General features: G+C 33.1%; 1 protein-coding gene. It reads right to left on the reverse strand.

Annotated elements, in window-relative coordinates; genetic code table 11:
- Nucleotides 1–302 (reverse strand): response regulator (locus OM075_RS26770; RefSeq protein WP_301193438.1); only part of this gene is annotated, 302 nt, incomplete at its 3' end.
- Nucleotides 303–317: the final 15 nt, after the last annotated feature.

Here is a 317-nt window from a genome sequence, read left to right on the forward strand (position 1 = left end):
TGCTCACATATCTTTCGGTAGAATTCATCTTTGTTTATAGGCTTTGGAATAAAAGCCGTTGCTCCGTTTGAAAGACAGGAGTGAATCGTTTTACTTGAATGATCACCAGATAGAATTATGGTAGGAATATCAACCCATTCTTCCTGCATATCCTTTAGCGTATCGAAACCATTTTTATAAGGCATATATAGATCTAATAAAACAAGATCTGGTTTTTCTTTAATCATTAGACTCCATCCTTCTAGTCCATCTTTTGCCTCAATAATTTGAAAGTTTAATGAAAACAGAAGCTTTTTTATCATTACTCTCGAATCAAT

The sequence above is a fragment of the Plebeiibacterium sediminum genome, assembly GCF_026013605.1.
Lineage (GTDB): Bacteria > Bacteroidota > Bacteroidia > Bacteroidales > Marinilabiliaceae > Saccharicrinis > Saccharicrinis sediminus.